Origin of the sequence: Vibrio sp. AIC-3 (genome assembly GCF_013114515.1) — a bacterium.
GTDB classification, from domain to species: domain Bacteria; phylum Pseudomonadota; class Gammaproteobacteria; order Enterobacterales; family Vibrionaceae; genus Vibrio; species Vibrio crassostreae_C.
Genome location: NZ_VTXG01000006.1, coordinates 21,275 through 44,997, shown reverse-complemented (window position 1 = coordinate 44,997; position 23,723 = coordinate 21,275). Strand labels below are relative to the sequence as shown.

Annotated in this window: 23 protein-coding genes; 4 read left to right on the top strand and 19 right to left on the bottom strand. The window is 42.8% G+C overall.

The window, feature by feature from the left end; all coding sequences use genetic code 11:
- Positions 1–15: 15 nt before the first annotated feature.
- Entirely contained in the window at positions 16–2,409 is a 2,394-nt protein-coding gene (gene ygjK / locus F0229_RS06370; RefSeq protein WP_171732483.1) for an alpha-glucosidase, read from the top strand.
- 385 nt (positions 2,410–2,794) lie between these two features.
- The gene (locus F0229_RS06365; RefSeq protein WP_171732482.1) at positions 2,795–4,135 is read left to right on the top strand and encodes an MATE family efflux transporter; all 1,341 of its coding nucleotides are present in this window, start codon (positions 2,795–2,797) and stop codon (positions 4,133–4,135) included.
- Positions 4,136–4,405: 270 nt separating this feature from the next.
- Here F0229_RS06365 and F0229_RS06360 read toward each other — a convergent pair whose 3' ends face one another.
- On the bottom strand, positions 4,406–5,332 hold the full coding sequence (locus F0229_RS06360; protein ID WP_171732481.1) for a LysR family transcriptional regulator: 927 nt from the start codon (positions 5,330–5,332) through the stop codon (positions 4,406–4,408).
- 101 nt (positions 5,333–5,433) lie between these two features.
- Between F0229_RS06360 and chrA the strand changes: the two genes are divergently transcribed.
- Positions 5,434–6,582, top strand: a complete 1,149-nt coding sequence (gene chrA / locus F0229_RS06355) for a chromate efflux transporter (protein ID WP_171732480.1) — start codon at positions 5,434–5,436, stop codon at positions 6,580–6,582.
- 75 nt (positions 6,583–6,657) lie between these two features.
- Here the strand turns inward: chrA and F0229_RS06350 are convergent, their stop codons facing one another.
- From F0229_RS06350 to F0229_RS06265, 18 genes are read right to left on the bottom strand one after another with little or no spacing between them, the layout of a single operon-like run.
- Positions 6,658–7,371, bottom strand: a complete 714-nt coding sequence (locus F0229_RS06350; protein ID WP_171732479.1) for a class I SAM-dependent methyltransferase — start codon at positions 7,369–7,371, stop codon at positions 6,658–6,660.
- A gap of 12 nt (positions 7,372–7,383) precedes the next feature.
- Positions 7,384–8,310 (bottom strand): glycosyltransferase family 2 protein, encoded by a 927-nt coding sequence (locus F0229_RS06345; RefSeq protein ID WP_171732478.1) that lies wholly within the window; start codon positions 8,308–8,310, stop codon positions 7,384–7,386.
- Complete coding sequence (locus tag F0229_RS06340) at positions 8,307–10,070, bottom strand: hypothetical protein (RefSeq protein ID WP_171732477.1); 1,764 nt, start codon at positions 10,068–10,070, stop codon at positions 8,307–8,309. The genes F0229_RS06345 and F0229_RS06340 overlap by 4 nt, the downstream gene beginning before the upstream one ends.
- A 34-nt stretch (positions 10,071–10,104) precedes the next feature.
- Complete coding sequence (locus tag F0229_RS06335) at positions 10,105–11,109, bottom strand: lipopolysaccharide assembly protein LapB (protein ID WP_061032546.1); 1,005 nt, start codon at positions 11,107–11,109, stop codon at positions 10,105–10,107.
- Positions 11,106–12,077 carry a type II secretion system F family protein gene (locus F0229_RS06330; RefSeq protein ID WP_102319927.1) on the bottom strand — a complete coding sequence of 324 codons (972 nt, stop codon included), beginning with the start codon at positions 12,075–12,077 and terminating at the stop codon, positions 11,106–11,108. The genes F0229_RS06335 and F0229_RS06330 overlap by 4 nt, the downstream gene beginning before the upstream one ends.
- Positions 12,078–12,080: 3 nt before the next feature.
- A complete protein-coding gene (locus F0229_RS06325) occupies positions 12,081–13,046 on the bottom strand; it encodes a type II secretion system F family protein (protein ID WP_102319926.1) in 966 nt (321 codons plus the stop codon).
- Positions 13,047–13,055: 9 nt separating this feature from the next.
- Complete coding sequence (locus tag F0229_RS06320) at positions 13,056–14,507, bottom strand: CpaF family protein (RefSeq protein ID WP_171732476.1); 1,452 nt, start codon at positions 14,505–14,507, stop codon at positions 13,056–13,058.
- A gap of 33 nt (positions 14,508–14,540) precedes the next feature.
- A complete protein-coding gene (locus tag F0229_RS06315; protein ID WP_171732475.1) occupies positions 14,541–15,755 on the bottom strand; it encodes an AAA family ATPase in 1,215 nt (404 codons plus the stop codon).
- Between the two features lie 16 nt (positions 15,756–15,771).
- Complete coding sequence (locus tag F0229_RS06310; RefSeq protein ID WP_061032541.1) at positions 15,772–16,266, bottom strand: TadE/TadG family type IV pilus assembly protein; 495 nt, start codon at positions 16,264–16,266, stop codon at positions 15,772–15,774.
- On the bottom strand, positions 16,266–16,694 hold the full coding sequence (locus tag F0229_RS06305) for a TadE/TadG family type IV pilus assembly protein (RefSeq protein ID WP_105057538.1): 429 nt from the start codon (positions 16,692–16,694) through the stop codon (positions 16,266–16,268). Before F0229_RS06305 ends, F0229_RS06310 begins: the two co-directional genes overlap by 1 nt.
- 2 nt (positions 16,695–16,696) lie before the next feature.
- Positions 16,697–17,965 carry a Tad domain-containing protein gene (locus F0229_RS06300; RefSeq protein WP_171732474.1) on the bottom strand — a complete coding sequence of 423 codons (1,269 nt, stop codon included), beginning with the start codon at positions 17,963–17,965 and terminating at the stop codon, positions 16,697–16,699.
- A 16-nt stretch (positions 17,966–17,981) separates the two neighbouring features.
- Positions 17,982–18,254, bottom strand: a complete 273-nt coding sequence (locus F0229_RS06295; protein ID WP_061032538.1) for a hypothetical protein — start codon at positions 18,252–18,254, stop codon at positions 17,982–17,984.
- A complete protein-coding gene (locus F0229_RS06290; protein ID WP_102319921.1) occupies positions 18,244–19,698 on the bottom strand; it encodes a type II and III secretion system protein family protein in 1,455 nt (484 codons plus the stop codon). The genes F0229_RS06295 and F0229_RS06290 overlap by 11 nt, the downstream gene beginning before the upstream one ends.
- Before the next feature lie 8 nt (positions 19,699–19,706).
- On the bottom strand, positions 19,707–20,456 hold the full coding sequence (gene cpaB / locus F0229_RS06285; protein ID WP_059020093.1) for a Flp pilus assembly protein CpaB: 750 nt from the start codon (positions 20,454–20,456) through the stop codon (positions 19,707–19,709).
- Positions 20,449–21,798 (bottom strand): AAA family ATPase, encoded by a 1,350-nt coding sequence (locus F0229_RS06280; RefSeq protein ID WP_171732473.1) that lies wholly within the window; start codon positions 21,796–21,798, stop codon positions 20,449–20,451. Before F0229_RS06280 ends, cpaB begins: the two co-directional genes overlap by 8 nt.
- 37 nt (positions 21,799–21,835) lie before the next feature.
- Entirely contained in the window at positions 21,836–22,366 is a 531-nt protein-coding gene (locus F0229_RS06275; protein ID WP_171732472.1) for a prepilin peptidase, read from the bottom strand.
- 9 nt (positions 22,367–22,375) lie between these two features.
- Positions 22,376–22,528, bottom strand: coding sequence for a hypothetical protein (locus tag F0229_RS06270; protein WP_171732471.1), 153 nt, complete (start codon positions 22,526–22,528; stop codon positions 22,376–22,378).
- 6 nt (positions 22,529–22,534) lie between these two features.
- Positions 22,535–22,741 carry a Flp family type IVb pilin gene (locus F0229_RS06265; protein WP_171732470.1) on the bottom strand — a complete coding sequence of 69 codons (207 nt, stop codon included), beginning with the start codon at positions 22,739–22,741 and terminating at the stop codon, positions 22,535–22,537.
- A gap of 193 nt (positions 22,742–22,934) precedes the next feature.
- On the opposite strand from F0229_RS06265, the gene F0229_RS06260 reads away from it, so the two are divergent.
- Positions 22,935–23,678: an AraC family transcriptional regulator gene (locus F0229_RS06260; protein WP_171732469.1), complete on the top strand. Its 744-nt coding sequence runs from the start codon at positions 22,935–22,937 to the stop codon at positions 23,676–23,678.
- Positions 23,679–23,723 lie beyond the last annotated feature (45 nt).

The window sequence follows — 23,723 nt, the reverse complement described above, 5'->3', positions numbered from 1 at the left end:
TAACAGGAATTGATCATGAAACTGAATAAATCATTCGCAGCTCTCGCTATCGGTGCAGCCCTTGTCGTTACTGGTTGTGCATCAAATTCCATCTCTGGCTCAAGTTCTGATGCTGAGCAACTGCAAGCCAACGAGTTTAAGAACGTTATCGACCGTACTGGCTCGCCAGAATACATGCGAGATTACGACTTCGATGACCACCAACGCTTTAACCCATTCTTCGACCTAGGCGCATGGCACGGTCACCTACTGCCAGACAGTGCAGAAGGCATGGGCGGATTCCCAGGTACAGCACTGCTTACCGAAGAATACATCAACTTCATGGCTGATAACTTCGACCGCCTAAGCGTGTTCAAAGATGGCAAAAAAGTGGCTTTCACTATGGAAGCTTACAGCCTACCGGGCGCATTGGTTCAGACACTAAAATCTGACGATGTGACTGTAGAAATGACGATGCGTTTTGCTTCAAACCGTACCTCTCTACTAGAAACTAAAATCACCACTGACTCGCCGGTTGAATTAGTGTGGGATGGTGAACTACTAGAAAAGACCCACGCCAAAGAAGGCGTCGCGCAAACCGACAAAACCATTGCCGAGACGTACCCTGAGTATGACCGTCAAATCGTCGCAACTGACGATGGCCTAAAAGTAACCTTTGGTAAGGTGCGTTCAACTTGGGATCTACTGACTTCTGGTGAGTCTGAGTACCAAGTTCACAAGTCGATTCCAACGAAAACCACGGTTGATGGTTTAGCGTTTACTTCAACGGCAAACATTGAAGCATCGACGACTATCTACACCACATACTCGCATGTTCTAACGGCAGAAGAAGCGCAAGCGGAACAGCCTGAAATCAAAAAGATCATGGCAAACCCTACCGACTTCTTAGCGGCATCAGCAGAACGTTGGGAAGGCTATCTTGAGATGGGTTTAACCAACCCGAACGCGACACCAGAGCAAGAGCGTGTTGCGGTTAAAGCGATGGAAACCCTAAACGGTAACTGGCGTGGCGCTGCAGGTGCGATGGAGTTTGACTCTGTGACACCATCCGTGACGGCGCGTTGGTTCTCGGGCAACCAAACTTGGCCTTGGGACACATGGAAGCAAGCCTACGCAATGGCTCACTTCAACCCAGATGTAGCGAAAGATAACATCCGCGCGATGTTCGCTTACCAAATTCAGGCTGACGATGCCGTTCGTCCTTGGGATGAAGGTTACGTGCCCGATCTACTCGCTTACAACCTAAGTCCAGAACGTGGCGGCGATGGCGGTAACTGGAATGAACGTAATACCAAACCAAGCCTAGCAGCATGGGCAGTAATGGAAGTCTACAAAACCACCAGCGACGAAGCTTGGCTACAAGAGATGTATCCAAAACTAGTGGCATACCATGATTGGTGGCTACGCAACCGTGACAACAACGGCAATGGCGTTCCAGAGTATGGCGCTGCTCGTGACAAAGCACACAACACACCTGAAGGTGAAATGTACTTCACCGTGGTTCGTGGCGATAAGCACGAAACAGTCGTAGGACAAGCAGCACTGGATAAAGTGGTAGCAGAAGGCAACTACGATTACATCGAGAGCCCCGCACAAACGGCTGCATCTTGGGAATCAGGCCGTGACGATGCAGCCGCATTTGGCTTCATTGATAAAGACCAGCTAGACGCATACGTTGCAAACGGTGGTAAGCGCAGCGATTGGGATGTTGAGTTCGCTCAAAACCGCGCTGAAGACGGCACACTGCTAGGCTACTCGCTACTGCAAGAATCTGTCGACCAAGCAAGCTACATGTACAGCGATAACAAGTACCTAGCAGAAATGGCTGACATTCTAGGTAAAGACGCAGAAGCAAAAGAGTTCCGTGAAAAAGCAGAACACCTATCGAACTACATCAACACTTGTATGTTCGACGAAGGCACTAACTTCTTCTACGACATTCGCATTGAAGACAAACCACTAGCCAATGGCTGTGCAGGTAAACCGATTGTAGAACGTGGTAAAGGCCCTGAAGGGTGGTCACCACTGTTCAATGGCGCAGCAACGCAAGATCACGCTGATGCGGTTGTTTCTGTGATGAAAGATACCTCAGAGTTCAACACCTACGTTCCGCTGGGTACGGCAGCGCTTTCTAGCCCAGCATTTGGCCCAGATATTTACTGGCGTGGACGCGTATGGGTAGACCAGTTCTACTTCGGCCTTAAAGGCATGGACAGCTACGGCTACCGTGATGATGCGATTGAAATGGCAGGCGCGTTCTTTGACCATGCAGATGGGTTAGTTCAAGACGGTCCTATCCGTGAGAACTACAACCCACTAAATGGTGAACAACAAGGCGCACCAAACTTCTCTTGGAGTGCGGCTCACTTATACATGCTTTACAACGATTTCTTTACTGACGCAGAGTAAATCAAAACCTATACCTGTCTTCTGGAATTCAATGAAAACATAACCTCATAAATTTCAGGCTTTGGCACTCAGTATATCGCTGAGTGCCTTTTTTACATTTGAAGCCAAGTAATACAAAAAAACAAGTATTTAGACTATTTGGCCTATCATGACCCTTTTGCTGTAGTCCGCTAACACTCGCAAGCTTTTACTCACAAAAAACAAAGAGTGCTCATGCTATGAAATCCCGCTCAAAAGTTTCATCACTCTCACTGAAACTCTGGGTTCTGAAGACTTATTCGAATTTTATTTATCCTTATTAGCCTTCCGGACATTAATTTGATAGTCGTTTACTAAATAATCGCTAAACTATAGTGTCGCCTCCCCCTTTTTTGAGAAAACCTAAATGCCTAATGCTGATTCCACCCTAAACAAACGTATGGGAATCGTTGCGCTCACCTGGCCAATTTTTATCGAAGTTCTTTTAAGAACCGCACTCAACACCAGTGATGTATTCATGTTATCGGGATACTCGGACAAAGCCGTGTCTGCCGTTGGTGTTATTTCTCAGATATCCTTTTTCCTGATCATTGTCTCGACTATGGTCAGCAGTGGTACAGGGATTTTAATCGCGCAGTACAACGGTGCCTCCCGCACTCAAGAGAGCGCTCACGTGGGCGTAGCGAGCATCATTCTGGCCATTATTGCCGGTGTGCTACTGAGTGTGATTGCCGTTCTTGTTGCTGAATATTTTATCCCGCTCTATCAACTCGAACCTCAAGTCGAGCAATACGCACAAGAGTACCTATTCATCAGTGGTGCTCTCACCTTCAATGTAACCATTGGTGTGGTTCTCACTACTATTCTGCGCAGTCATGGCTATTCAAAGTCACCAATGGTGATCAACATGATTGCTGGCGTCATCAACGTATTCGGCAACTATTGTGCCTTATATCAACCTTTTGGTTTGCCTGTATACGGCGTGCAAGGGGTTGCGACCGCGACTGTAATCAGCCAAGTGATCGGGATGTTGATCTTAATTGGTGTGGTCAGAAGCAAAGGGATAGATCTACCAGTGAAGCAGTTTAAATCTGTGCCTAAAGCCATCTATCAAAAAATCATTAAGATCGGCTCGATGAACGCAGGAGAAGTGCTCTCTTATAACATGGCTCAGATCAGCATTACCTTCTTTGTAGTGCAGATGGGCACCTCTTCACTGGCTGCGTTTACTTACGCACAAAACATCGCTCGCCTCTCTTTTGCGTTTGCACTGGCGATTGGTCAAGGCAGCCAAATCCAAACAGGCTATTACATTGGCAAGGGTTGGATCGACGAGATCACCAAGCGCGTGCAACGTTACTTTGTGGTTGGTTTTATCGCCTCAACTGCGATTACCTGCATGGTTTATGTGTTCCGTTTCGAAATTCTCGATCTGTTCACGCAAGATCCAGAGATCGTTGCGCTAACTGCCGCGCTGATTGCAGGTTCCATCATTCTTGAAGCTGGCCGAGTATTTAACCTGATCTTTATCTCTTGTCTAAAGGCCGCTGGCGACATTAAATTCCCGATCAAAATGGGTATTCTCAGCATGTGGGGCATTGGGGTTGCCATGAGCTACTTGCTTGGCGTGCATTGGGGTTATGGCGTATTAGGGGCTTGGATGGCAATAGCGATGGACGAGTGGTTCCGTGGAATCATCATGGCCTATCGCTGGCGAGCGAGGAAATGGACTCGATTCTCTTTTTAGGTTGTTGTTGATACGTCTAAATTTATCTCGACCAAAAGAAAAAAGCGCTAGGGGGAGCTAGCGCTTTTAAGACCAACTAAGTCCGTTTAGCCTGGTAGATTTTTAAGCTATATCATGAGGATATAACCAATTTTTTTACTTAGGTAAATCAAAAAGCCTATTCTTTACGACTGCTTTGAGTCGTAAATTAAGTATAGTCGGGTTCTTATAATAAACCGGATTTTTCTAAAATTAATTCATATGAATTTGACGATTAACCGACACAATAAACTATTCGGAAATCACAGATGAGATCGCATTAGTAATCAACTTTCTAAGTCGTTTATTTTTATCATCTAAATGCTTTGCCTTTCTATAAACAAGCTGGATATCAAAATCTGGAACATCAATAGGTGGCTTCACAGCTAGTAAGGTTTCTTCACTATCAATATCCTTGCGCGCGACTAGCTTGGGGACAATACACAATAGTTCTCTGCCACGAATGAGTCGTTTAACAGTTAAAAAGTTACTGGAAGATATCGCGACTTTCCGGCTTAAGCCGAGTTCACCTAAACGAGTATCCACTCCCGTCTTTAAAGCCCCTGCAGGGGAAACAAGCGCGTGCTCGACAGCAACAAATTGTTCTAGCGACATCGGCTCCTCAATAGATAGAACCGATTGATCAAGTAAACAAACATGTTGCTCCGTATACAAATGCTTTGTTCGATATTGCTTTGGTACCTCACCAAAGCTGCCTATCGTCATATCAAGCTTGGCATCGTCAAAGACTTGCTGATAGTTAGATCGATTTACGTTGAACAACGCAATTTGAGAATCAGGAGAGGACTGTTTAATGAGATCAAACAACACTGGAGCAAACATCTGCTCGGCATAATCGGTAAGACCAATCTTCCAACTGCCTTTGTAAGTTGTTGCATCAAATGATTTAGAGAGTAGTACTTCAGATTGAATGGTATTGAGCAAGGCATCGACAGTACTGGATAATTCAATCGCTCTATCCGTTGCTTCCATCTTGCTACCTACCCGCTCAAACAGAGGATCATCAAACAACTTTCGAAGTCGTTGAAGGCTATGACTCATTGCAGACTGACTGACATAACAGCGCTCAGCCGCTTTACTTACACTGTTCGTTTTGTATAACGCTTGCAGAGCTATCAATAAGTTAAGATCGATACCTTTCCAGTTAAAATCAGCCATCCAGAAGAACCTATTTCATTCATAGTTATAATTAAAACAATTAATTTGAATCATAGTTTAACTCCACCTAAATTACGCTAAACATTTATCTGGAATCGATCATGCTTTCAATTTTTAAAACCTTTTTCTGGCTTGGCTGGATTAGCTTCGGTGGACCAGCAGCACACATTGGCTACTTCCGTAAAACCTTTGTTGAAAAACTGAATTGGTTGTCCGACGAAGAGTACGGGCAAATTGTCGCCCTCAGCCAATTTCTTCCGGGCCCAGGTTCAAGTCAGGTTGGCTTTGCGGTTGGCTACAAGAAAGGAGGCTTAACAGGTGCGATTGCTGCGTTTATCGGCTTTACTTCCCCGTCTGTCATCTTAATGTTGATATTAGCTTTGGTGAGCAATCAACTATTGGAAGCACCTCTGTTTAATTCAATCATTCACGGTTTGAAGCTACTCGCAGTGGTGGTGGTTGCTGATGCCACATTTGGCATGTACAAAAACTTTTGCCAATCGAAAGTCGCGACCGCTTTATGTGTCATGACTGCCGTGGTTCTCCTGTTGCTTCCTGGGATCTGGCCACAAATCTTGGTACTTCTATTTGCCGCAATCATTGGCAGCAAGTTTTTGACCTCACAAGACATCAAAACGGTTCCATCAACACACAAGATCTCCATAACACCGCTCGTCATTTTTGTTGCGCTGTTGGTTGGCCTTCCTCTGTTCAGTGCATACTCTCAAGGTATTGAAGTATTTGGTCTGTTCTATCAAGCTGGCAGCTTAGTATTCGGTGGCGGTCATGTGGTACTTCCATTGTTGCAGAATGGTATTGGTGACCAACTATCCCAAGATGCGTTCCTAACGGGCTATGCTGCAGCACAGGCTGTACCTGGTCCTATGTTTACCTTAGCGACATACCTAGGCTATGTATTAATGCCATCGGCACCAATTACTGGCGCTTTTTTGGCGACAATCGCCGTGTTCTTACCGGGCTTCTTATTACTACTGGGGGTATTGAAAAACTGGCAGGCAATCGCAAGTAAACCATTAGTTGCTGGTGCACTTACCGGTGTGAATGCAGCGGTAGTCGGGTTACTACTTGCGGCTCTGTATCAGCCAATCTTCACAAGTGCGGTGAGTGGCGGTTTAGACTTCGCTCTGATCATCATAGGTGTGTGGCTACTGAAAACGGTCAAGATGCCAATCGTAAGGCTTGTCGGCATGTTTATGCTATTCGGCGCTCTTACTGGCTTTGTTAACTAAAGATCTAACCGAAGCAAGAAGTTAGTGAATACCTAACTTCTTGCTTACGACTGAACGATAGGAGCCGTCGAACCTTTAACTAGCAGGCTTGATTCCATGGAAGTTAAAAAACAAATTGCAATCAATTAGCGGGATTGGGCTTAACGGCCAAAAAGAGTGTTTATTATCAGGGAGATAGTACTTTAAAAAGGCGATCAAATTATTGCAGGGATTAACATGTTCTCTCGCCATAATGTAATCGTAGTTCCACCCCTTTTTCACTCCAAGTTTTCTTGTCGTCATATAACGACCAACCTTCCATGCAATACCTGGGTCTGTAGGAATCAAAATGGACAAAGTGCCGCCCGGCTTTAATACCCTAAGCCATTCTTTAATCACAAGATGAGGCTCATAAAGGTGTTCCAATATATGTGTCGCAATAACACGATCAAAGCAGTTGCTTTCAAAGTCTAACGCTCGTGCATTCGTTACATTAAAAACGAGCTTGTCATAAGTACTGGTGTTACTGAGTTGCCTTTTTGCCACTTCAAGTGCGGCAGAATCGCCATCACTGACCGTATACTCGTCAAAACTATGCTGAACATGTCTCAAGTGCTCACCCGTTCCTGAACCCACTTCTAGCACCTTCGAGAAATGCTCTCTGTTACTGAAAGACTTCTCACACGCTATATGACCCGCCCTCATCACATAGCCTGTTGTACTGCTTTCGTAGACTCGCTCGTCATATTCATCACTGAAACGGGACAAATAATCGAGCCACTCCTTGTCTTCATCCTTGTTTATTCTCATTCCTGAATCCTATTAAGATGGCTTGTGATCGTGACTTCTTAATATTGAAAGGATCCTCATCTCTCGTCTGCCGCGCGACACGTTGTCGAGTATCAAGCCGCAAAAGAAAGACATCACCGCGATAAGTGCAATTGAACTAGACAGAATAGCTGTTGGGACCCTTTCAACGAGCCCGGTATCAATAAAATCGATAATAACGGGAATCCCTAATCCCAATGAGATAAAGCAAAGCAACACCGACAGAGCACCGAAAAAAAACATCGGCTTTACGTCTCGTAGCAGGAACAAAATAAAGTAGAGGATTTTGATCCCATCACTCAATGTATTGAGCTTACTCGCCGTGCCTTCAGGCCTTGAGTGATAATGAGTGGGTACTTCTTTGATCGACATATTATGGTGCAATGCATGAACGGTTAGTTCCGTCTCAATTTGAAAGCCATCACTGAAAATAGGAACCGTTTTTACAAACCGGCGACTCATCACTCGATAGCCAGAGAAAACATCATTCAATTGAGCATTGAACCCTTTATTTATCAGAGTCGAAAACATCTTATTACCCAAAATATGTCCTGCAGGATAAGCCTCGGAAGAGCGCTCTCGACTGCCAATGATCATATCGAGCTGTTCAGTAACCAGTTGTTCAATCAGTGTAGGGCTAATGGAGGCGTCGTAGGTATCATCACCATCAGCCATAATATAAATGTCAGCATCAATATCTGAGAACATCCGTCGCACGACTTCACCTTTGCCCTGGCGATACTCATGGCGAACAACAGCACCAGCTTGCAGCGCCTCTTCGACCGTACCATCAGTGGAGTTATTGTCGTACACATAAATCGTCGCACTTGGTAGTGCACGTTGAAAGTCAGCCACCGTTTTTCCAACCGCTCCGGCTTCGTTATAGCACGGGAGTAACACCGCTATGGTTTGATTCTTCATGAACTCTCCCTGACTCGAAACACTCGGTACCCATTCTCAATATTGTCGTACACAACATCTAACCAAGTTGGCGTATCTGAGCTGTACAGCTTATTGATAAATGCCTCCTCGCTCGCCGAGTCCTTTAAAATCAACAAATGCGGGTCATTGCCAATAACAATGATATCGATGCTTTTCTCTATGATTTTCCTTTCGGCTAAGCTCAGATCTTCCTCTAGCATCACTTCAATAAGAAATTGGTTCCCAACAATATTTCGATGGTAAGGAGCAGCAATAATTCGATTATCCGTTTTTGCCAACACTGGAGCCCCCGTTTCAATCCCTGAAAGTATGGTGTGCGAATTTATATCGTTATCTTTTAACACCTTATGAATCTTCAGCGATTGCTCCTTTTGATCAAGAGTAGTTGTAATTTCTTCGGTTGGCGACAACGCTAGAATGACAAAAGCGACCGCTAGTGGTGCTCCAGAAGTAATAACCGTCGCTTTTATGATGGAGGAACGGATGTAATCTGCTAACTGAAGAATCACGTATGCTTGCAGGGGAGCCGCTAGCACAAAACACAACCTCATGACTCTAATCTGCCAAAAGATCGCAAGGGCTAAATTGAACATAAAGATGAGATACAAAATTGTGCAGTGGTGATTTTTACGCTTAAAAAGTGGATACAAAGTGGCAGGAATCACCAGCAAAGCGTAATTCTCTATCGAGAAAAAACCATGACTTGCGACATATCTAACGACCGATTTCGCTTCTGTCACTTGGTCTAACCAATAGACTTTAAGTATCGGAGGGTAATCAATTAATAGCGCACTGCTGAGTGATGGATAAAGCACTGCCACTGGGATTAAAAATAGAACAGCTAGAAATACGAACAGAAAAACCTTTTGCAGTAGACTGTTATCTTCATTCATAAACCGATGATAAACATTAACGAAAAGCCAGCCACAGAAGAAAAGGATGATGAGAACAAATGATATTTCGTCGTACTTAAAAACAAAAAACTCATCGTAAGGCCGATTTAATAAAACCGCACAAATCCCAAACAAAGCGGAATTCGCATACAACTTAGAGATATAGCCAAACCACTCATGGCGAACAAGACCGTAATACACGGTGTAAATCGCGAAAAAAAACATGAATAGCAAAACATTATCAAGCCCCGTCCATAAAGATAGAGACAGCAAGATAGATTGCGCATAAACACGCCACGCATGGCGCAACTGCTCATGATTCAATGGCGTTAAAGCTAGAAATAGGACCGCGAAGACCAGCTGAATATTATGATGATCAATAGAACCGGGTAAAAAATGGATAATTGAAGGCGAAGAAATCGCAAACATCATACTAATAAAGCGATACTTGGCACCGAAGAGGTGGTCAGCTAGGTAAAAGCATGACAGAGAAAAAAGTAGCAAGTAAAGCAGAGGGACAAGCGAAATTGATATTGTATAAGCAAGATTATCATCGACGATAAACAACAATGGAAAAGCTACGAGCGATAATATTAAATCAGGAAAGCGAGACCAATGAATAACAATGCCGTCAGCGGCATTAAAATTATTCATTGGCTCTAGGTACCAATGTCCAGTTGCCATCCAATCCTGAAATTGAACGAAACGCATATAGTCGTCATTGTCATTCAGGTTAAGAGCTGAAACACTCTCCCACTTGTAAATAAAGATCACTGTGGCACAAACTAGCCAGATCACAGAGATAACAATGATATCTTTATTAAAACTCTCACTTTTAGGCGACATGAATATCCTTTTCACTGAGCCAAAATTTAAACGACTATTGCTCCATCTCTCTCACTTCCGCTAATGCTCTGTTTAAGTTTTCGTTCGCAACTCTGTAATACGATGGTTTCTTGTCTATTGCTTGCTGAAGGTAAGGAACGGCTTCATCCGGCTTACCTTGTAATATTAGGAAATACCCTACATTATTCAACGCTTCAGGCGTATCCATATGTCGCATAAACATATTAGTGGCTTTCTTAACATCACCGGAAGCCAGATAAATGAGGGCTAGATTGTTTTGGGCCTTCTCACTATTTGGCTCTAACTCTAGAGCTGAACGCGTGTACTGATACGCTTCCTTGTAATTGCCGTACATGTAATGGGAGTAGCCCATATTCAACAGAGCTTTGAATGAGTTTTTGTCTATCTGCAGCGACTTTTTGAAGTACTCTTGAGCTATCTGATGCTTTCCGTCGACATCTTCCAACACACCAATCCCCATATATGCTGATGCAGGAGACATACTGTCGACCTTCAAGCTAGCGACTTCACTTTGGCTTAACGCTTGGTGGTTTTTAATCGTTTCACTGCTTTTCAAACGAACTTGGTCGGCATTAATCGCTTTAAAGAAATAACTTCGACCTTCATCCGTTCGTCGCTGCTTCGTATACAAAACGCCTAATTCCTCCAGTACCTCGGTATGTGCTGGATTGAAATCTAAGGCCGCCAAATACGCTTTCTCGGCAAGCGCCGCGTTGCCACGAGATGAATGGATTTTACCTATAGTAAACAGCGTTTTGTCGTGAAACTCTTGCTCAGGAAAAGACAATGAGCGGATGTATTCATACAGGGCTAGATCGATGTTGTTGTCCCTTAATGCCACGTCACCACGCATGATCGCTTCTTTCTCACTCAAAGGAGGGTCATCATTCGTTAACGTATCTATCGGTTTACCGGAATACAGTTCTGCATCAAATTGATTCGTTGGCTCATCAGATGATGCACAACCGAGTAGTAGTATTGGTAGGAAAAGTAGAAGGAACTTATTGTATAACATCATAAACTTGCTCCCGGCGCACTCAATGCGTCCATTACGATAAGTAGTCCAGGGCCAAGTGCAACAATGAAAAAACAAGGCCAAATAAAAATCAGCATAGGAAATAACATTTTGGTCGGTATTTTCGCCGCAATTTCTTCAGCGGCTTGCTGACGTTTATCTCTAAAGTCTTCAGTATAATCACGAAGCGTTTGCGCTAAGCTACCGCCCATTCTCGATGCATGAGAAAGCAAAGAAACCAACCCTTCCAATTCGACTAAACCGGTTCGCTCGATAAGCTGTCTAAGCGCATCAGGCATAGTGACACCCGCTTGAATTTTAGCAAACACAGTCTCTAGTTCATCCGCAAGTTCCGGCTGAGAGACATAGATCTCAGATGCGACACGTCCAAGGGCTGCATTAAAACCAAGCCCAGACTCGGTACACACAACAAGAAGATCAAGCGCATCAGGGACACCATTTCTTATTTTTTTCTGACGCTCTTTTTGTAACTTGTTCAGAATAATATTTGGCGTAAATGTTCCGAGAAAAACACAAGTCATGATGAGTAAATTATTGTAATCTCCACCCAACGATATGTAATAGACCATAAAAGCAGCGACGATGCCTATTAAACTAGATAAAACCTTCAACGCGTAGAAAACTGATAACGAGCTCTTCTCATGGAACCCAGCATGCATCAGCTTTTCTGAGTAAGTTTCATTGTCCTTTTTATTACCTTTACTTATAAAGGGGCTTAATGATTCTAACGTATTTGAAAAATCATAAGGTTTTCGACCACCAGTACTCCCCTCTTCAGATATTTGTCTTAGCTTCTTATCTAAAGGAGATCTAGCACCTAAAAACAAGAACCCAATAGTCAATGTTAATAAGACAGTAGTGAGCAAAATCATCGCATAGATAACAGCCTGAGAGCTGATCCCAAACTCTGCTAACATCTGCTTCCAGACTTCAATATTTAATAATTCCATAAGTTAAATCTCTATACTGATGATCTTTTTAATCCACAAGGCTCCGATCGCCAAGAGAACAATACCGACACTGACCATCGATAGACCGCGAGGATCTTTGTAAAGTGGCTCGATATATTCAGGACTGGCTACCTTTAAGGCAAAAAATAAACCAAAAGGGGATAAGGTTAAGATCCATGCTGACAGACGGCTTTCAGCAGAGAGCGTTTTTACTTTCCTTTCTAACTTAAAGCGGGCTCTTAGTACTTCAGATACCTTTTGCAGGTTCTCTGATAGATTCCCCCCAGTTTCTTTTTGTAGCATTACTGCACTAGAAAAAGCCAACATTGATACGGTGGGAACTCGCTCTGCCATCTGTAAAATAGCTAAACGTAAGTCATAACCGTAATTAAGTAAGTTGTAGGTATTTTTAAACTCAGCACCGATAGGTTCAGGAAGTTCTTCACCAACTTCATTAAATGATTGAACAAGCGGTTGCCCTGCTTGCAGTGCTCGTCGGATAATATCTAAAGCCTCTGGAAGTTGCTCTTCGAATCGAGCCATTCTATAAGCCACTCGATTTTGTACATACAGATAAGATATAACCCAAACAGAAATGAATGCTGCTAAACTAATAAACCATTCTTGATTGGTCATTATTGATATCAATGTGAGCAAGACACCACAAAGAGAAACAATAAGTAAAAACCGGCTCAATGCTAATTTAAAACCAGCTAATTCCAACATTTTTTTTAATCCAGCAAAGTATGGAATAACTATTAACTTACGGTCTATAGGAGATAATTCTTTGTTATAATGTTCTTTTAATAAAGATAGACTCTCTTCATCGATATTACGTTGCGCCTCCTTCAAACGCCGAGACAACTCTTTATGCTTCGCTTTTTTCCCTGCAGCAGGTAATAACAAAGCTTGAGAGATAAAAAGCACCGCAATGAATAACAGACCTAATGAAACGCTTACATTATCCATAACCTCTCCTTAACCGTGAGTCTCAGTAAAGAGCTCGAAAGGCAGGTCGAGTCCACGTTTGACTAACTGGTCATGATATTGAGGAACTACCCCCGTTGCTGTGTAATAGCCGATAATATTGCCATCTTCATCAATACCTTGACGTTGGAAACGGAAAATTTCCGACATCGTAATCACCTCACCTTCCATACCATTGATCTCTTGGATGCTCACCATACGACGCTTACCATCTTCTTGTCGTTCCATCTGTACGACGAGGTGGATAGCCGAAGCTATTTGAGCTCGTAAGTTTTTGGTTGATATGTTCCACCCAGCCATCGAGAACATGTTTTCGACACGACTCAAAGCATCACGGGGGGTATTCGCGTGAATAGTAGCAAGAGATCCATCATGGCCCGTGTTCATCGCAGCCAGCATATCAACCGCTTCGCTACCACGAACCTCACCAACCACGATTCGGTCGGGGCGCATACGCAGGGTATTTTTTACGAGTTCTCGCTGGCTGATTTCGCCTTTACCTTCAAGGTTTGCTGGGCGAGTTTCCAATCGAATAACATGAGGTTGTTGAAGTTGAAGCTCCGCAGAATCCTCAATGGTAATTATTCGTTGATCACGTGGAATAAAGCCAGAGAATATGTTTAACGTGGTGGTTTTTCCTGAACCTGTACCACCTGAAATCAATATATTGAGCTCGCCTTTTACTGCAGCTTCAACAAACTTAGCCATTTGGGGTGAAACTGAATTGTAGTCAATAAGGTTATCCATCGTTAAGCGATCCACAGCAAAACGGCGGATAGAAACAGAAGGGCCATCAAGTGCGAGAGGAGGGATAATAGCGTTCACACGTGAGCCATCAACCAAGCGCGCATCTACCATAGGTGATGCTTCATCGATTCGGCGACCAACCTGACTTACGATACGGTCAATGATATTTCTTAAGTGGCGATCATCAAGAAAAGTATAGGGCGTCTTTTCAAGTTTACCTCTTCGCTCGACATAAACGCTTTTAGGACCGTTGACCAAGATATCTGAAACGGTTTGGTCAGCGAGTAAAGGCTCCAACGGCCCAAGACCAAACACCTCATCTTCTATCTGCTTTATAACCCGCTTTCGCCCTTCAGCACTCAGCGCATGACTACCATCGTCAGCCATCAACTGTAAAATGGCTTCATGCAAGTCAACCTTAGCCCGCTCTTTTTCCAAACTTGAGAGTAATCCTAAATCTAGGGTCTCAAGCAGTTGCTTATGAAAAAAGTGTTTGATTGATAACTCTTGCTCTAACACTTTTCGAGCTTCATCAATCGCCTTTTCCTTTTCTACATTCGCTTCAGAACTGCGAGATTGACTAGACGTATCAACACTGGATAAACGCTCAACAGGGTTGGTATCTTCTGAGTCATGCGAAATCTGTTCTACTCTTTTTTCAAACTCTGGATTTACATTTTTTCGTTTAAAGAACATCACAATCCCTCGTGTTCACTATTCATCTACCCGTTATGAAAACCACTTTTTCAACCAGCCTTTTTCTTCTTGCTCTGGTGGTGATAGAACATGAGACAAATCGATGATAGAACGAGTAATTGAGCTTTTCTTTCTCGACTGAACTAACGGTTGCCCCAAATTGGCACTCTCTAGTGCCACTTTAAAATCATTAGGCATCAGGTGGATGTCGTGATTGCCCACCGCCTGCTCAATGTCTTTTAACTTTATAGAATGTCGTTTTTCGTAACGGTTAAGGATTACCTCTATTGCGTCGCTTTGTAAGCCGTACTCAAACTTCAGAGACTTAATTAATCTACTTGTGTTTTTTACTGACACTAAACTCTGCTGTAAAACCAGAAGCACTTTCGTTGCAGGTGATATAGCAGATGCAAATACATGATCTAACCCTCTAGATAGGTCGATCACCACATAAGGGTAAAAACGGCGCAATATAGGCAGCAGTCTGCCTATTTTTTGTGCCTGCTCGAAATCATCAGCATTGTTTTCATGTTTAAAGCTTAGAACATGAAGACCAGATTCATGTTTATTGACCAAAGTACCTAAGGAGATTTCATCTAGGTCATTCGCGCTATTTATTGCATCAGAAACGCTGTAGGTGGGAATAATATTTAAGTAATCAGGAATTACTCCAAATTGGAGATCAATATCGAGCAAAAGCACTTCATTCGGATGCTGACTGGCCATCTCAATAGCGGTATTCAAAGCCAGAGTTGTCGCCCCCATCCCCCCTTTCGTATTCAAAAACAAAATAAACTCTCCGTAACTGGAGTTCTCAAGCTTTTCAGAGGCCGTTTTCTTCAAGAGTGGCAGTAAGTCCGATAGGGTCACATTGTGAGACAAAAAATCTGAAGCTCCTAAACGCAGTGCGATTTTTAGTGACCCATTATCACTTTCATCACCGAGCACAACTAAAGACAAGTCCTTGTCTTCTAAAGACAAATCATACCCTTGCAGCTCAACCATTTTTTGCGCCCAATTCCCGTGAGCTTCAACGAAAATAAGCTCTGGAACATCCGCACTTTTTAAGTACTCCTCACTCATTGCCGCAAGAGAAAAAGCCGTCACATGTACGTTTCGGCATTTCTTCAATTCGTGGCTCATATGCGAATGAAAAGCCTCAGTATTGTATATTAACCAGACCTTTAAATTAGTTCTCAAACGCGTAATGTCACCCTCATTAGGCGTCATTTGAATTGCTTCCCCCATACATCAAACTCCTGTACTAGATGACTTCGGGACATCGATTCTTAATGTCAGAATCTGCCCTAACAACCCCTAAACTTTCAGCCGGTAAAATTGTTTCGAATGCAGGGGCAGCAAGAAACCCATTGTTACCTAAGAAACTTAGGTTACTAATCAACTGAATGCCGTAGCCAGTCGCTCTGGCACGTACAAACTTAATATCATCGAAGTTATCTTCGAAATCTGATGCTATCTCCCCTCCACTCGCATCAAGGTAAGCCACCTCTAAATTAGCACCAGAAAACCCAACCAGCGGGATCTCATCCACCACCATTGCACCAATATTATCTCTATCTAAGACATAGCATACTGTCGCCAGTCTAGCCGCCTTCCTTGTCGCTTCACTGACCATTTGTAGTGAAAATATATAAGCACCAAATGCCAAGATTAAAAAAATCAAAAGAAAAATCAGCCATGACACTAATGTAAATTCAACGATGGCAAGTCCTTTAATACGCCCTTTTAGCCTTTTCATCACAGCACCCTCATAACCGAAGTCACACTTAATGGAATGGCAAAGCTCTCCGACGAAAAGGGAATAGACAAGAAATGTGGAACATAATCATAGGTAACACTTACTCGCACATAGCTATCACCAGATGGCTGAGTGACAGTGACATCTGCTGTCGTCAATGAAGAGAGTACCGCCGTGCCCACACTATTTTGACCATAGACCACTACATTCTGAATTTCTGACGTAGGGGCTATTGTGCCGCCAACAGTCCCATAAACTTCACTAACCGCATAACGCGCTCCATTTTGCACTGACTTTGAAATGACATTGTAATGAATCAATATATTTCCGAATTCAAGCACCAATACCATAAAGAACAATAATACGGGTGTGGCCAGTACCACCTCGATAGCTGCAAAACCGCTTTGTCGTTTTCTCAACCGTTTCATAATCAAGACTCCCCACTATCAGGGTCCTTATACAAAACAATCCTATAAGTCCCTTCTGTTGTAGAGGTCGTACTACCCGCCCCACCTGTCACACTGCAGGAGTGAATAAATTCACCAAATACGGCTGGAGTACCTGAATTATTTGTCGGCGCTTTTTGTAGCAAGAAGAAACAACCAATTTTGTTCACCGTAAATTCAGTCGCACCGCCACTTTTACCTGAACAATCCACCATAGGTATAGGTAATATACGACGCCAAGCAACACCATTAGCCGCACACCCAGAACCATTATTAGCTATGCATGTGTTAGTCGCTGATTCATATTGAGCATAGGTATAACTGCCGTCAAAATCGATATCTCCCGTACTAGCATCGATCGTAATCTCATTAGTAGGCTCAGTCGTTACATAATCAGTGGGGTAATCTGATGCCGATAATCCTCCACCATAATCACCAAATCGAGTATTTAAGCCATCACCGGTAGGACCAACCGTTCCTCCTGGTTTGGTGGTTATATCGTCACCTATTGCAACAGGATAACTATAGTCCCCCCCTAAACCTTCTTTCACCGTTTTACCACCAGATCCAAAATCAAGAAGGTGGTAATTACCGTTCCCCATTTCAGATAAGCTACTGTCGCCGACCTTTAATGCATGAACGGTGCCAACTTCATAACCAAAAACACTGGTTATTTCCTCACCAGTAACATCATGGTACCCATCTTCTGGTGAGACATCATTATCCGACGTGCCATCACCAATACACACACCAATTGGCACAACATTATTAACAACGACCTGACCAGAACTAGGGCCAGCAACCGCACTCGCCGAAACGGTTTTTTCTAGTCCAAACATTTGAATGAAAAACTCATCCATATCCAAGGAATCGACACGAACACGCACATAGACATCATCATCTGCACCGAACGTTGCTGTTCCTGTAAAATCCTTAGGATCATTTGAATAATCAATGTTTACAGAAGCCGTACTAAAATCAAATTCATGATTACCTGTGGCGGCTGCCATAGCATTTAATGCGGTGCCAACCTCTGCATCTACGGCATCTTTATCCTTACTATTGTCTAAAATAGTTGCGGCAGCTAGCGCAGCAGAATCGACTGCATTTTGTAACCGCGTTTTATTCACAACCATATGGTTTATATCGACAGCTAACGCTGAGACAGCTAAAAAAACCAACAAAGCGGCTGTAATCATGACTACGACTAAGCCTTGTTGCTTTTTGGGGCTTTGTGATACTCGATACAACATGTGAGTACCTCCAGATTTAGTTAAACTCTTCTAGGATCTGGCTACTACTGCTTCCGGACAGATCATTTTCACCTCTGCCAACATATCGGTCGTAACCAGCCTGCATCCGCTCCCCTGTACCGTCCGGTACTTCGAGTAGATTCTCTTGGGTCGCATTAGGGTTATATGTTTGTTCTGTTTTCACTAGTGCTACTGAATGTCCCAAACGGGCATCATTAGCACAGCCAACTAGCACCATCACGAGAAAGACCATCATTATTCTAATCATATCTATCTCCTTATAAATCATGACCAAATGAGCCTTCACTACCGCCGTCGGTTGGCGATACGGCCTGTGCTGATTGAGATTGCTCTGAAGTGGATTCAGACGGTTCAGCAATGTAAGCGCTTCGGCCTAACAAATAATATTCCAAGTCATTAGGGTCGACGAAAGCATCTGTTGGTAATGTCACTTTCGTGCGGTCGATTGGCTTGGCAAGCCTTGGAGTCACAAGAATAACCAGTTCGGTTTCGCCAGATACATACTCTTGGCTGTTGAAAAGCTGCCCTAAAATCGGCACATCACCAAAGCCTGGCATCTTGTTGCTGATATCTCTCACATTCTCACTCAGTAAACCTGCAATACCGATAGTCTGGCCATCTGCTAACTCAAGAGTTGAAGATGCACTACGACGCGTAATAGGTGGAATGAAGTAAGTCGCGTTGGTAGTACCAGGATCAATCGTTAGCGAGCTACTATTCGCAATTTCACTCACATCAACAGCCAAGTTCAGGTTGATTTTTTTATCACTAAGAACCGTTGGGATGAATTTCAGCCCTACACCATATTCTTTGTATTCAATGGTGATGCCGTCTTCATCAGGCACAGGGATTGGGAACTCACCGCCCGCTAAAAATTCAGCTTTTGAACCACTTAACGCGGTTAGATTCGGCTCAGCCAAAACTTTGGCTACACCATTCTGCTTTGCAACATCCAAAGCAAAGGTAAACAATGTATTGCTATCGATAAAAGAACCTAAAATCCCATAATCTGTTGAGGTGGGAATATCAAAAATCGGCGTTGCACCCAATACACCAGCAGGCACAGAAGACGCTCCCCATGAAAAATCAGAACCACTGGTTTGGAAGAAATGGAAGTTAGCATCGAATTTTCGAACTAAGCTTCTTTGCACTTCAGCGACAGTGACCTCTAGCATGACTTGCTGAGCACCACCAATCGACATTAAGTTGATGACCCCAGTCGCCGCAGCTTGCTCACTACCACTCTCTTTTGACTCATCTGCGGTTTGCCCGGAGGAGTAAGTTTCTGCAATTCTCATTGCGACATTCATCTGCTGTTGGTTGCTCACCTGACCGCTCAGCAACAAACGGTTTTGCGCACTATGTACTTCGATAGTTTCATCAGGAAGGAACTCATATAACTTCGCCTTTAAACTATTAAGATCATGAGTAACCTCAATGTTAATAGACTCAATCAACCGACCTCGAGAGTCCCAAGCCATTAGGTTTGTCGCACCTAATTTTTTACCAATTAAAAACACTTCATTTGATTTTAAAATTACAATATCTAAAACTTCAGGATCACCAAGAGAAACCTTCGCCGCTTTTCCCGACAGCACGACATGCGTAGATTTATGATGTGGAACCGTGACTGTTTTTCCCGTTTGTAACGCCGCAACACTGGCCGTCGAAATACAAATTAGGCTCAAAACACACGCAATTAATATTCTCATATTTCACCTCAATCCTTGACGCGCACATTAGATGTTTCTGTACCTTTGATAATGGTGACACTTGGTCTAGGCACATATCGACGAACCACTTTTTTCTCAACTTCATGTGGGTTTCTCAAAGTCAGCTGAATACTGCCTTTGCTTTTAGCCGTGAGAAGTTTCTCAGCCTCTTTCGGCGTCATCTCAAGAGTTACCGCTCGTACAATAATTGGACTGTTTTCATTCGTTTTAGCCGTTTGATCTACAGCCAAAACCTTAATATCTTTAAGAACCGTTTGAGTAGCTGCAGAATTTTTTCCGTAAGAAACCGTATTGAGAATATCAACCTTGTTACCCGGTAATAAGAAACCTGCCACACCAATAACATCATCAACACGTATCGTTACCGCACGTTTATTTTCAGGGATAAGAGCTGCAAGCGTTGACCCTTCTCCTGGTACAGTAAATCGTAACTTGTGAAGCACCTCTCCGGCATAAATGGTATTAGCGACAACCTTACCGATTAGCTCAGATTGATCCGAATAGTTGTTTTCATTGATCCAATCAACTTCCATCAACTTCGTCGTTAAATACTGCTCTTCAATTATGGTTCCAGCTTCGATTTCTTGTGAGGCGACAACAACGGGGTGACGCTCGACCGTTTCAACTTCAACGGTTGGCTGAACTTGATCATCCATCCACTGCTTAGCAAAAAATACAGCCGCTAAGCCGAATACTACGGACAGTAAAAACAGTAGGAAAACTTGACTCTTATTCATTATTCTCTTCCTCGTGTCCATCAGAGGTAAAATAAACTTCCCATGCCATGGAAAGAATATCGAATGTGATAACAGGTGGTAGCTGCTCAAACGAAAGAATATCTTTGCTTATACCAACGAGATCTTTCGGTAAACATGGGAAAAGTGGCACCTTAAGCAGCGTGTGCATTTGAGACAAACGCTCAAAGAAACCATCTTGAAGTTCAACCTCTTTCTCTGCGGCAACATTCATCCACAATGCTTCGTAATCACGCTGCATAAGAGGCTTAAATTCAATTTTGTAACCTAAACGACGCAAAAATGCGGGATCACTGATCTTCTTTGGATTTAAGTTGGTAGAGAAGGCGAGAGTTAAAACAAACGGCATCGTAATTTGCTGACCGTTGGGCAGCGATAGATAATCAAAAGCGTACTCCATCGGCACTATCCATCGATTCAGCAATGTGTCTACAGGCATAGGTTGACGGCCAAGATCGTCTATCACGAAAATTCCATTGTTTGCCATCATCTGTACCGGGGCTAACCAGACTCGACTGTTTTCTGAGTGATTCACCTCAAGCATATCCATAGTCAGTTCCCCCCCAACTTGGATATTTGGCCTTTCACAATTAAGCCAACGCTTGTCGTACTGATCTTTAAGGGAAATGCTTTGATCGCTGCCGTTACTATCCAACGGTTTATGATGTTGCGCCGAGAACACCTTGATAATGTTACCTAATGCATAGACTGCATAAGGAATAAATACAGAGGTGTGCAAAGCATTCACAATACGGCTCGCGACAAATGTTTTACCAGTACCAGCGTGCCCATATAACAACAAAGCACGTCCAGAATTGATTGCAGGCCCTAGCACTGAAATCATTTTGTCGACACCATATACATCATCCAGTGCTGCTTCGACATGTGGCCGAGTCACTAGCTCTGCTCTCAGATCCTGCTGCTTTACCACATCACTATATTGGGCAAGTGAAACAGGTGCGGGGCCTAAATAAGCATCACGTTTAAAGGCAAGATCAGCTTCTTCCAGTCCTTTCTCAGAAAGGGAGTAACGGACATGACTATGGGACACTGATGAGAGAGAAAGATCTGAAGTCGGTTGAAATACCTCAATTAACGACTTTTTCCTTAAAACGGCCAGAGCACTTTCCACAACATGGGTAACTACACACATATAATTAGAGAGTTCTAACACATCCGATTTAGGGTAAGCAGACAAATGCTTGAGTACGAGGTTTTCAATAACGACTTCAGGAACACCCAACATATCAATAGATGTAGGAACGGCTGGGGCTGAAATTTGAGGCTTCAAAGTTGTTGGAGCAGTACGCCCTATAATATCCATATATTATTCCTCTCCACAAAGCTAACCAACAACAGGTTTAAGTAAAGTAGCTATACATCGCTAATCCCATAACAACAGAGGGTGCAAAAGGCATCGTCACCTTATTTGAATACCTAGCGTGTAAAATCGAACTTTTATCTAGTACTGGGGCTACACCACCAAGCGCAATCATCTTATTTTCAAAATAGCCTTTGATACTAAGACTGCTCGAGTTGGAAAAGTTATATAGCAAGTAGAAAGTCCCGATCACTCCAGAAGAAAGTAAGATAAAGTACGACGCATCAAGTAATTGTCCCCACCCAAGATACATCCCTACAATACCTAATAGCTTCACATCTCCTGCAGACATTGCTCTTACAAAATATAAGAGTAACCCAAAACAAAAAAACGCCCCCAACCCAAACAAGGACATTAAAAAAACATCAAAAGTGAAATTGCTATTAAACATTGATAAGAAGTACACAAACAAAAAAAGAACCAATATTTTGTTTGGTATACGATGCTTCTCAACATCGTATACCGAAACTGCAATTAGTAATGCCCAAAAAACTGAAGGCTCATTAATCATATTTTCTATTTATACACTCGATATAATGCTCTGGAACTTACTGAGTAAGGCTGTTGCCATCCCAGAGAAAACGAATCCAACAGCAAGAACAAGTGAAGCAGCACCGATCACGTATTCGACCGTAGTCAATCCAGCTTGGCTTCTAATTCTCTTGATGTCCATAAGATATCATTGAGCCCCTGTACCAGTACCAGTACCCGTAGTACCAACATTCGCAACAATGTTATTTAATTTATTTGCTAGAGTATTCCCCAAACCAGAAAATACAGTTGTTAAGCCTAAAACCAATAGAGCTGCACCGATTACATACTCGATAACGGTCAACCCTTCTTCATCTTTCATGAATTCTTTACAATTATTCAAAAACTTACCCATGACAACCTCTCCTTGATTTTCATAACAGGCTTCGTTTACCTGTAAAGTAAATCTAGAGGTGAGTCACACATTCGGTTAGGATTTTTTTGCCATTTACTTGCACTTTTTTGTTGTACTTCTAATCTCTGTAATAACTCCCTTATTTCTAAATTTTCACATCTGGCCCTTTATATATGATACAGGTTTAGTAGAAATGAAATTAATAACACCACTGCTATCAGATATAGATAGCGAGTTTAATTCAATTATTATAAATAAAATTAGTCGCTACTTCCCTGTGGAAAATTTTCAACAAGATATATCAGTTATCAGTAACTTAGATGTAAGAATTGTATTTTTCATTTTAAATAGAGAAAGTGAAATTCAATTACTTACCATGGCATTATCTATTTGTAAAAACCTAAACAAGCGGATAGTTTTAATTTCTCCATTTGAGATACCTAATATCATTCGAAATCATAAGAATATATTTTTCATTATAGAAACGAGTAACAATCATCTGACCAGTGCCTTCGAAGAATTAAAGAGTAAAACACAGCATATCTTTGAAGCACACTTCGACCTCGATAGAGACATGAATAGCAACAACCAGGAGCCGACCAAGCAGTTTACTTCTGAAGTTGTTAATTTTGTTATGGATAACATTAACAAGGAAATAAGAGAAACGGACATAGCTGAAAAATGTCACTGTTCAGCAACCTATTTTTCTAAAAAGTTTCATCTACACTTTGGAGTAAGCTTTAGAGACTTTGTGTGCGATAAACGAATACTGTTAGCCAAAAAGTTGATTGAGGCGGATACCGAATCAAAAATAGCTGTAATTTCTTATCAATGTGGCTACAAGGATGTGTCGTATTTTTCAAGAATTTTTAAGAAAAGGACGGGCGTAACCCCAGCAAGTTACAGGCGTGCCTGCACAGATAACAGAAAACGCTAATTTTACTCCCTAAAAGAAAAAATCATGGTACATTTAACATGATTT

What these genes read in the sequence shown, in the direction of transcription:
- ygjK (WP_171732483.1), top strand. Translation starts at nt 16, where the DNA reads ATGAAACTGAATAAATCATTCGCAGCTCTCGCTATCGGTGCAGCCCTT.
- F0229_RS06365 (WP_171732482.1), top strand. Translation starts at nt 2,795, where the DNA reads ATGCCTAATGCTGATTCCACCCTAAACAAACGTATGGGAATCGTTGCG.
- F0229_RS06360 (WP_171732481.1), bottom strand. Translation starts at nt 5,332, where the DNA reads ATGGCTGATTTTAACTGGAAAGGTATCGATCTTAACTTATTGATAGCT.
- chrA (WP_171732480.1), top strand. Translation starts at nt 5,434, where the DNA reads ATGCTTTCAATTTTTAAAACCTTTTTCTGGCTTGGCTGGATTAGCTTC.
- F0229_RS06350 (WP_171732479.1), bottom strand. Translation starts at nt 7,371, where the DNA reads ATGAGAATAAACAAGGATGAAGACAAGGAGTGGCTCGATTATTTGTCC.
- F0229_RS06345 (WP_171732478.1), bottom strand. Translation starts at nt 8,310, where the DNA reads ATGAAGAATCAAACCATAGCGGTGTTACTCCCGTGCTATAACGAAGCC.
- F0229_RS06340 (WP_171732477.1), bottom strand. Translation starts at nt 10,070, where the DNA reads ATGTCGCCTAAAAGTGAGAGTTTTAATAAAGATATCATTGTTATCTCT.
- F0229_RS06335 (WP_061032546.1), bottom strand. Translation starts at nt 11,109, where the DNA reads ATGATGTTATACAATAAGTTCCTTCTACTTTTCCTACCAATACTACTA.
- F0229_RS06330 (WP_102319927.1), bottom strand. Translation starts at nt 12,077, where the DNA reads ATGGAATTATTAAATATTGAAGTCTGGAAGCAGATGTTAGCAGAGTTT.
- F0229_RS06325 (WP_102319926.1), bottom strand. Translation starts at nt 13,046, where the DNA reads ATGGATAATGTAAGCGTTTCATTAGGTCTGTTATTCATTGCGGTGCTT.
- F0229_RS06320 (WP_171732476.1), bottom strand. Translation starts at nt 14,507, where the DNA reads ATGTTCTTTAAACGAAAAAATGTAAATCCAGAGTTTGAAAAAAGAGTA.
- F0229_RS06315 (WP_171732475.1), bottom strand. Translation starts at nt 15,755, where the DNA reads ATGGGGGAAGCAATTCAAATGACGCCTAATGAGGGTGACATTACGCGT.
- F0229_RS06310 (WP_061032541.1), bottom strand. Translation starts at nt 16,266, where the DNA reads ATGAAAAGGCTAAAAGGGCGTATTAAAGGACTTGCCATCGTTGAATTT.
- F0229_RS06305 (WP_105057538.1), bottom strand. Translation starts at nt 16,694, where the DNA reads ATGAAACGGTTGAGAAAACGACAAAGCGGTTTTGCAGCTATCGAGGTG.
- F0229_RS06300 (WP_171732474.1), bottom strand. Translation starts at nt 17,965, where the DNA reads ATGTTGTATCGAGTATCACAAAGCCCCAAAAAGCAACAAGGCTTAGTC.
- F0229_RS06295 (WP_061032538.1), bottom strand. Translation starts at nt 18,254, where the DNA reads ATGATTTATAAGGAGATAGATATGATTAGAATAATGATGGTCTTTCTC.
- F0229_RS06290 (WP_102319921.1), bottom strand. Translation starts at nt 19,698, where the DNA reads ATGAGAATATTAATTGCGTGTGTTTTGAGCCTAATTTGTATTTCGACG.
- cpaB (WP_059020093.1), bottom strand. Translation starts at nt 20,456, where the DNA reads ATGAATAAGAGTCAAGTTTTCCTACTGTTTTTACTGTCCGTAGTATTC.
- F0229_RS06280 (WP_171732473.1), bottom strand. Translation starts at nt 21,798, where the DNA reads ATGGATATTATAGGGCGTACTGCTCCAACAACTTTGAAGCCTCAAATT.
- F0229_RS06275 (WP_171732472.1), bottom strand. Translation starts at nt 22,366, where the DNA reads ATGATTAATGAGCCTTCAGTTTTTTGGGCATTACTAATTGCAGTTTCG.
- F0229_RS06270 (WP_171732471.1), bottom strand. Translation starts at nt 22,528, where the DNA reads ATGGACATCAAGAGAATTAGAAGCCAAGCTGGATTGACTACGGTCGAA.
- F0229_RS06265 (WP_171732470.1), bottom strand. Translation starts at nt 22,741, where the DNA reads ATGGGTAAGTTTTTGAATAATTGTAAAGAATTCATGAAAGATGAAGAA.
- F0229_RS06260 (WP_171732469.1), top strand. Translation starts at nt 22,935, where the DNA reads ATGAAATTAATAACACCACTGCTATCAGATATAGATAGCGAGTTTAAT.